Source organism: Microcoleus sp. T3_D1 (assembly GCF_036700405.1).
Taxonomy (GTDB): Bacteria; Cyanobacteriota; Cyanobacteriia; order Cyanobacteriales; family Microcoleaceae; genus Microcoleus.
Genome location: NZ_JAUBOV010000076.1, coordinates 13945 through 21792, shown reverse-complemented (window position 1 = coordinate 21792; position 7848 = coordinate 13945). Strand labels below are relative to the sequence as shown.

Annotated in this window: 5 protein-coding genes and 1 pseudogene; all 6 read left to right on the top strand. The window is 47.2% G+C overall.

Features of this window, described 5'->3' with window-relative positions; genetic code table 11:
* Positions 1 to 189: 189 nt before the first annotated feature.
* Positions 190 to 396 (top strand): hypothetical protein, encoded by a 207-nt coding sequence (locus QT992_RS26380; RefSeq protein WP_333378109.1) that lies wholly within the window; start codon positions 190 to 192, stop codon positions 394 to 396.
* Entirely contained in the window at positions 393 to 1181 is a 789-nt protein-coding gene (locus tag QT992_RS26375) for an ABC-2 family transporter protein (RefSeq protein WP_333317000.1), read from the top strand. The genes QT992_RS26380 and QT992_RS26375 overlap by 4 nt, the downstream gene beginning before the upstream one ends.
* Positions 1182 to 1614: 433 nt before the next feature.
* The gene (gene nirB / locus QT992_RS26370; protein WP_333378106.1) at positions 1615 to 4179 is read left to right on the top strand and encodes a nitrite reductase large subunit NirB; all 2565 of its coding nucleotides are present in this window, start codon (positions 1615 to 1617) and stop codon (positions 4177 to 4179) included.
* Between the two features lie 261 nt (positions 4180 to 4440).
* Positions 4441 to 4800, top strand: coding sequence for a nitrite reductase small subunit NirD (gene nirD, locus QT992_RS26365; RefSeq protein ID WP_333057424.1), 360 nt, complete (start codon positions 4441 to 4443; stop codon positions 4798 to 4800).
* A 217-nt stretch (positions 4801 to 5017) separates the two neighbouring features.
* The gene (locus QT992_RS26360; protein WP_333316994.1) at positions 5018 to 7111 is read left to right on the top strand and encodes a HEAT repeat domain-containing protein; all 2094 of its coding nucleotides are present in this window, start codon (positions 5018 to 5020) and stop codon (positions 7109 to 7111) included.
* 360 nt (positions 7112 to 7471) lie between these two features.
* Positions 7472 to 7822 (top strand): annotated as a pseudogene (locus QT992_RS26355) (transposase); the annotation flags it as partial.
* Positions 7823 to 7848: the final 26 nt, after the last annotated feature.

Here is a 7848-nt window from a genome sequence, read left to right as displayed (position 1 = left end):
TTTCAATGTTGTGTGGAACGGGCATCTTGCCCGTTGCTAACACCAAAAAATTGAACAGGCAAGATGCCTGTTCCACTAAAGTTTCAATGTGGTGTGGAACGGGCATCTTGCCCGTTTCTAACACCGAAAAATTGAACAGGCAAGATGCCTGTTCCACTAGAGATTTAGTGTTTTTGTGGAACGGGCATCTTGCCCGTTGCTAACACCGAAAAATTGAACAGGCAAGATGCCTGTTCCACTCAAGTTTCAATGTTGTGTGGAACGGGCATCTTGCCCGTTGCTAACACCAAAAAATTGAACAGGCAAGATGCCTGTTCCACTCAAGTTTCAATGTGGTGTGGAACGGGCATCTTGCCCGTTGCTAACACCGAAAAATTCAATCTACAATTGATATGAACAGAATTGTGAGAATTGCTAAAACTTTGCTAGTTACCTACTACGCTTATATGCTCGAATACCGGGCGGAATTGTTTTTGTGGGCGCTGTCGGGAGCTTTGCCGTTTATCTTGATGGGCGTCTGGATGCAGGCGGCCGAAACTGGTCAATTTGGGCTGAATGCGATCGACTTTGCCCGTTATTTTTTAGCGGCTTTCATTGTCCGGCAAACAAATGTAGTTTGGGTGATTTGGGAGTTTGAAAAGGAAGTAGTGCAAGGCAGGCTATCTAATAGATTGTTGCAGCCTCTCGATCCTGTATGGCACCACTTCGCATCTCACGTTTCCGAAAGGTTTGCGAGGCTGCCGTTTGTATGCGGATTAGCGCTGCTGTTTTTTGCACTTTACCCGCAGTCTTTTTGGCTGCCGAGTTTGGGCAGGTTTTTGCTGTTTTTGTTGGTTATCGTCTTGGCTTTTTGCTTGCGGTTCTTGATACAGTATACCTTTGCGCTGTTTGCTTTTTGGCTGGAAAGGGCAAGTGCGATCGAGCAATTCTGGTTTCTAATTTACCTATTTTTATCGGGACTTGTCGCGCCGCTAGAAGTGTTTCCCGCACCCGTGCGCGAAGTAGTTTTGTGGACGCCTTTTCCTTATTTGATTCATTTTCCCGCTTCAATCTTGATCGGATTGCCCGTAGATCTAGGCCGCGGTTTGTTGGTAATGTTGGGTTGGAGTGCGGTGTTTTTTGTGTGGAATCGCTGGCTTTGGCGGCAGGGCTTGAAGCAGTATTCGGGCATGGGAGCTTAAATAATAATTAAAAATTAGAAAACTGTAAGCTGCGTCACAGTAAAAATGTTAATCGTTTTGTCAAAAAGACGTGACGCACCCTACTTAACGGTCGAGTAATATCATGTCTGATCGATTGACCATAATATCCCGGCCGGGCGGGTTTTTGAGATTGTCAATTATTGGCAGATATTGGCAGGTTTACCCGCCCCTACCTGATTTCGGGTAATCGACCTGACATGATATAAATCTAAAATCTAAAATCTAAAATCTAAAATCTAAAATCGACTGACGCACCTACTTAAGTCGATCGCACACATCATGCAAAAATGCAATCGGAAGTATTCGACAATTGCATAAATCTCCATTTTTTGTATATATAAGTACAAAAGTTTATAATAAAGTCTTATATTAATTAACCCAACGACTGATAAACGGGATAAAAGAGATTCTAATGACAGCCAAAAAAAACCTCATTGTAATCGGCAATGGCATGGTAGGTCACAAGTTCCTGGAGTTAATGGTGAGCTCGGATGCTGCCAAACACTGGAATTTAATTACTTTTTGTGAAGAACCGCGCGTTGCTTACGATCGCGTAAACCTCAGCGGATTTTTCTCTGGCAAAACAGCGGGAGATTTATCTTTAGTTGCACCGGGATTTTATCAACAAAACGGCATCCAGATTCACATTGGCGACAAAGCAGTCGCCATTAACCGGGAACACAAAATAGTCTCTTCAGCCAACGGTTTAGAAGTTCCCTACGACAAAATTGTTCTCGCGACCGGTTCCTATCCATTTGTGCCATCAATTAAAGGCAAAGACGCTACAGGAACTTTTGTTTACCGAACAATTGACGACCTGGAAGCGATGTCAGATTACGCTAAAAATTGCAAAACAGGTGTAGTGATTGGCGGCGGTTTGTTAGGTCTAGAGTGTGCTAATGCTCTGCAAAATATGGGTCTAAAAACTCACGTTGTTGAGTTTGCCTCGCGGCTGATGCCCGTGCAAGTTGACGAAATTGGCGGGGCAATTCTCCGCAGCAAAATAGAAGAGTTGGGGGTTTCTGTTCATACCAGCAAATCTACCACCGAAATTGTTAGCGAAGATGGCAAAGTTACTAAAATGCTGTTTGCTGACGGTTCGGAATTGGCAACAGATATGATTGTGTTTTCTGCTGGCATTCGCCCCCGCGACGAAATTGCTAGAAGTTGCGGTATAGAAGTAGGAGAACGCGGTGGCATTTTGATTAATGATAGCTGCCAAACCTCCGATCCTGACATTTATGCGATCGGAGAATGCGCCCTTTATCAAAATCGCATCTACGGCTTAGTTGCGCCTGGGTATACAATGGCAAGTGTAGCAGCAGATATTTTGAGCAGTGTAGCGGATGACGGACAAGATGCCCGTCCCACAAGCACTTTTACAGGTGCGGATATGTCCACTAAACTCAAATTATTGGGGGTGGATGTTGCTAGTTTTGGAGAGCCTTTTCCCAAGTCGGGCGATGCTAAAGAAATTGTTGTTGCTGACACCTTCCAAGGCATTTACAAAAAATTAGTTTTAAATCAAGACGGCAGCCGAATTTTAGGCGGAATTCTCGTAGGAGATGCTTCGGCTTACGGCACTTTGCTGCAATTCATGCAAAATGAAATTGCTCTGCCGCCGCATCCCGAAGATTTGTTGATGCCACCGCGAGAAGGGGGAGCACCGGCTGGTTTCGGAGTAGACAGTTTGCCGGATTCTGCTCAAATTTGTTCTTGCAATAATGTTACCAAAGGGCAGATTTGTGCAGCGATTCGCGAGCATAATTTAACCGATGTTGCCAGCGTCAAGAAATGCACTCAAGCGGGGACGGGTTGCGGTGGCTGCGTGCCTTTAGTGACAGATATCTTCAAGTCGGAGATGAAGAAAGCTGGGTTTGCAGTCAAAAATAATCTTTGCGAACATTTTGAATATTCTCGTCAAGAATTGTACCATTTAGTGCGCTCTCAAGAGATTAAAACCTTTGAGGAGTTGATTGAAAGACACGGCAAAGGTAAGGGCTGCGAAATTTGCAAGCCTGCTGTTGGTTCGATGTTGGCTTCTACTTGGAATGACCATATTTTAGAGAAGTCTCACGTTGGTTTGCAAGATACGAACGATTACTTTTTGGCCAACATTCAGCGCGACGGTACTTATTCGGTGGTGCCGCGAATACCGGGGGGAGAAATCACTCCCGATAAGTTGATTGTTTTGGGGGAAGTTGCCAGGGATTTTGGGCTTTATACTAAGATTACTGGCGGGCAACGGATTGATTTGTTTGGAGCTCGTGTGGATCAATTGCCGCATATTTGGCGTCGGTTGATTGATGCGGGATTTGAGTCGGGACACGCTTACGGTAAGGCTCTGCGTACTGTCAAATCTTGTGTGGGTAGCACTTGGTGCCGCTTTGGGGTGCAGGATTCTACGAGTTTGGCGATCGAAGTTGAATTGCGGTATCGTGGTTTGCGATCGCCCCACAAGCTCAAATCTGCTGTCTCTGGTTGCACTCGCGAATGCGCCGAAGCTCAAAGCAAGGATTTTGGGATAATTGCGACAGAGAATGGTTGGAATTTGTACGTGTGTGGCAATGGCGGCATTAAGCCACAACACGCGGTTTTGCTGGCGACGGATATCGATAAGGAAACGCTGATTAAGTATATCGATCGATTCTTGGTTTTCTACATCCGCACGGCAGACAGATTGGAACGCACTGCTACTTGGTTGAACAAACTTGAGGGCGGGATTGAATACTTGAAACAGGTAATAATTGAGGATTCTCTGGGAATTTGTGCTGAATTAGAAGCGCAGATGGAACATTTAGTGAATACTTATCAATGTGAGTGGAAAACGACGATTGAAGACCCACAAAAGGTGCAGCGATTCCAGCATTTTGTGAATTCCGATTTGCCCGATCCGAGTATTGTTCGTGTTGCGGAACGGGGACAAACGCGGCCGGCTAACGAACATGAAAAGGCTCTGGCTGGAGTTTCGGAATAACCCATATAATCGGGTTTCCAAGCAGAGCCTAGGAAACCCGGAGATCCCCCCTAGCCCCCCTTAATAAGGGGGGAACAAGAACACTAGATTGAAGTAAATTAATCTCGTTCCCAGGCAGAGCCTGGGAATGAAGTCCCGGAGGCTCTGCCTCCTCTAACCGTAAGCCAGAGCCTCCTTCGGCGAGGCGAGGCAGAGCCTCGAAACCTACGCTCCCAGCCGGAGACTGGGAACGAGATTGAAGTAAACTAACAGGAAAAGAAGATGGTTCAATCATTACAAGTTTCCGATACAGTAACAACTTGGGTAGATGTGTGTTCTCTGGATGCGATCGCCCCTTATACTGGAGTTTGCGCTTTAGTTAAAGGCGAACAAGTGGCGATTTTCCGAGTGGGAAACGGAGATGAAGTTTATGCGCTTAGCAATTACGACCCGTTTAGTAAAGCTTTTGTTTTGTCGCGGGGAATTGTGGGCGATCGCAACGGCACTCTCAAAGTTGCTTCTCCCATTTACAAGCAAAACTTTAGTCTCACTACCGGGCAATGTCTGGATGATGAAACGGTAAAGATTCCTACTTTTGCGGTTCGGGTTGTAGCCGATCGCGTCCAAGTAGCTGTTAGTTAGATTCAGCGGCTTAATTATTCGATCGCCATCCGCCAACACCTAACATTCCTGTGGGTGCTGGCGGGTTTTGCATTGGGGCCCTCCCGACTCAGTATTTTTCGTATAAAATAGAGTCGATTGGTTCCATACTCCAGCATCGCTCAAAAAAATCTCAACTAATATCCGAGCTGATGCGAGGATGGTCAATGCAAACAAACTTAAGGGGCAGGGTATCGGTATGTTGTTAAAAAAACTTGTTTCCGAAAATAATCCCCAGACTGTAGCAGAGTTAATCCATGCCCAACTCAAAATCGGTCAACTGACTTGGGGCGAACTCAACATACAAGTTTTCGGCCAGCACTGGCGGGACGAATCTTTGCACGAAGTCCTCAGAGAAATTGCAGCTAAGCTCGACAAAGAAACAGCGAGCCAAATTATAGAATATCTCACAGATCAGAACGGTCAACAAGAAAAATTTATTAATTTGTTTTTAGCAGCGCAATGCCTGTTAAAAGTTAAAAATGATGTTAATAAAAAAACCGCCAAAAAACTGTTAAACGCTTTAAAAAAGTTATCGCAATACGGTACGGGTTTCCTGATTCTTTATCAAAGCGCTCAAGAATTGCAGGAAACTTATCAAATTCGCAATCGATCGATCGCGGCGATCGCCCAAACTTGGAAAAACGACCCGCAAACCCTGCCCTGGCTGAAAATACTCGCTCACTCCACCGACTGTGGCGAAGTCCGATCCACAGCAGTCGAAGCAATAGCCCGTGGTTGGCCAGACCAGCCAGAAATTTACCTGATGCTCAAAAACCTCGCCAAATCAGATCCAAGCTGGGCAGTGCGATCGACCTGTGTGCGAGAAATGGCTTCTGGTTGGCCAGACACGAGCGATACCTTGCCGCTGCTGACTGCCTTGGCTCAGTTCGATCGAAGTCCCGCAGTTCGCACCGCAGCACTCGAACAATTAGCCTCTAATTGGCCCGATCGCACAGATACCTTGCTGCTGCTGAGAACCGCCGCCGAATCCGACGAAAATTTGGGAGTGCGAGTCGCAGCGTGGCAAGCAATAGCCAGAGGTTGGCACAGCCTTTTAGGCACGGCCTCCCTGCTCAAAAACCTGGCCCAGACAGGAAGTTCTATCCTGCGAACCGTAGCGGTGCGGGAGTTGGCAGCGGGCTGGCCCGCCGCAGCCGACGTTGGCCTGCTGCTGAAAACCCTAGCCGAATCCGACAGCAGTAAAGAAGTGCGGACAGCAGCTTTAGAAGAATTGGCCTCGCACTGGCCCGACGAACCAGACATTTACCCGCTGCTGAAAACTCAAGCCGAGTCCGACGCGAGTTCGAGCGTCCGGCGCTCAGCAGTGCAAGCAATTGCCTCTGGCTGGCCCGGGAACCCCGAAACTCTGACTTTTTTGAAAAATATAGCATTGGGCGATCGCGACGCCGACCTGCGAGAAATAGCCCTACAACAGATAGCCGCAGGTTGGCCCGACCACCCAGAAACCCTGCCCCTGCTGCAAAAAATAGCTGATTCCGAGGATTACTGGACTGTGCGGCAAGTAGTAGTGGAGGCTGTCGCCGCAGTGGCGTCAGGAAGTCTCGAAGTCTTTGGCTGGTTGCAAAATCTCGCCGCGTCAGACAGACACCTCAACGTCCGAGAAACTGCGGTGGAAGAGATCGCAAAACGCTGGTCTCACCGGGGCGAGACGCTGCCTTTCCTCAAAAGCCGGGTCGAGTTGGAGCATGATTCTCACCTGCTGAGCGTGCTAGTGCGATCGATCGTGCGGGGGTGGCCCGACCACCCGGAAACCTTGTCTTGGCTGAAAATTCAGCTCGATTCTGGGGAAGCGCTGGTGCGGCAAGCGGCGGTGCTTGAACTCGCTTACAACTGGCCAGACAATCCTGAAACTTGGATGCTGCTGGAGGCTCAAGCAGAGGGCGATGAGAGTCCCGCTGTCAGGCAAATCGCTTTGCAAAAGTTAGCCCGGGGGCGAACAAATCAGTCTCAAACTTTCGAGTGGCTCAAAAGTAGAGCTCAAAAGGATGAAGATTCGCAGGTGCGGGCGATCGCCCTGGTAGAGTTAATGCGGGGATGGAAAGACGAGCCGGGAATGTTTGAGTTTTTGCGCGATCGAACTTTGAGCGATCCTGACAATCAAAACGGTTCTTTTCCTTACAATCCCAGATTTACAGCGCTCGAAGCGATTATCGAACATTATCCCGAAAATCCGGGAGTTGTGCCGTTGTTGCGATCGCTTGCAGTTTCCGACGCAGAAGAGCAAGTGCGGGCCTTAGCGGGTCGTCGGCTACGCAGCCAAGACTGGTAAACAGTGCGACCGTCTCGCTCGTGGCTCACCTTGAATTTTCCCTCTTCTCGAAACAGTGCGAGCGTCCCGCTCGCGGCCAACCGTGAATTTTTCCGACCGCAATTTTTACCTCGCGAGCAAGATGCTCGCACTGAATTTTTCCGACCGCAATTTTTACCTCGCGAGCAAGATGCTCGCACTGAATTTTTCCGACCGCAATTTTTACCTCGCGAGCAAGATGCTCGCACTCTATCAAAACCCTAATAAATTTGAGGCAAATCCATGTCATTCAAACAGCAATTCCTTCAATTACCCCTACCCAAAGATATCTATTTCATAACATTCGTTACCTAGGAAAGACTAGAATTAACTCCCGAAGCTCGACAAGTTGTTCTAGATTCTACCTTGCACTTTCACAACAAAAGATATCAACTATTCGCTGCCGTTATTATGCCAGATCATGTACATTTATTGCTTCAGCCTTTTCGTAAATCTGACTTGCAATACTGGTCAATTGGTAGTCTTCTTCACAGTATTAAAGGTTTCAGTTCTAAAGAAATTCCTAAAGTAATGAAGCATATCGGTAAAGTTTGGCAAGATGGGCGACACGATGAAATTATTAGCAACCGCCAAAATTTTATCAATACGTGGGAATATATCAAACAAAATCCTGTCAAAGCCAACTTGTCAGATACACCTCAAAAATATCCTTTTTTCTGGGAAAATGTTTGATTTTACAAACAGTGCGAGCGTCTCGC

Bases quoted from the DNA above. Each gene is read 5' to 3' on its own strand.
- QT992_RS26360 (WP_333316994.1), top strand. From the start codon at position 5,018: ATGTTGTTAAAAAAACTTGTTTCCGAAAATAATCCCCAGACTGTAGCA.
- nirB (WP_333378106.1), top strand. From the start codon at position 1,615: ATGACAGCCAAAAAAAACCTCATTGTAATCGGCAATGGCATGGTAGGT.
- nirD (WP_333057424.1), top strand. From the start codon at position 4,441: ATGGTTCAATCATTACAAGTTTCCGATACAGTAACAACTTGGGTAGAT.
- QT992_RS26375 (WP_333317000.1), top strand. From the start codon at position 393: ATGAACAGAATTGTGAGAATTGCTAAAACTTTGCTAGTTACCTACTAC.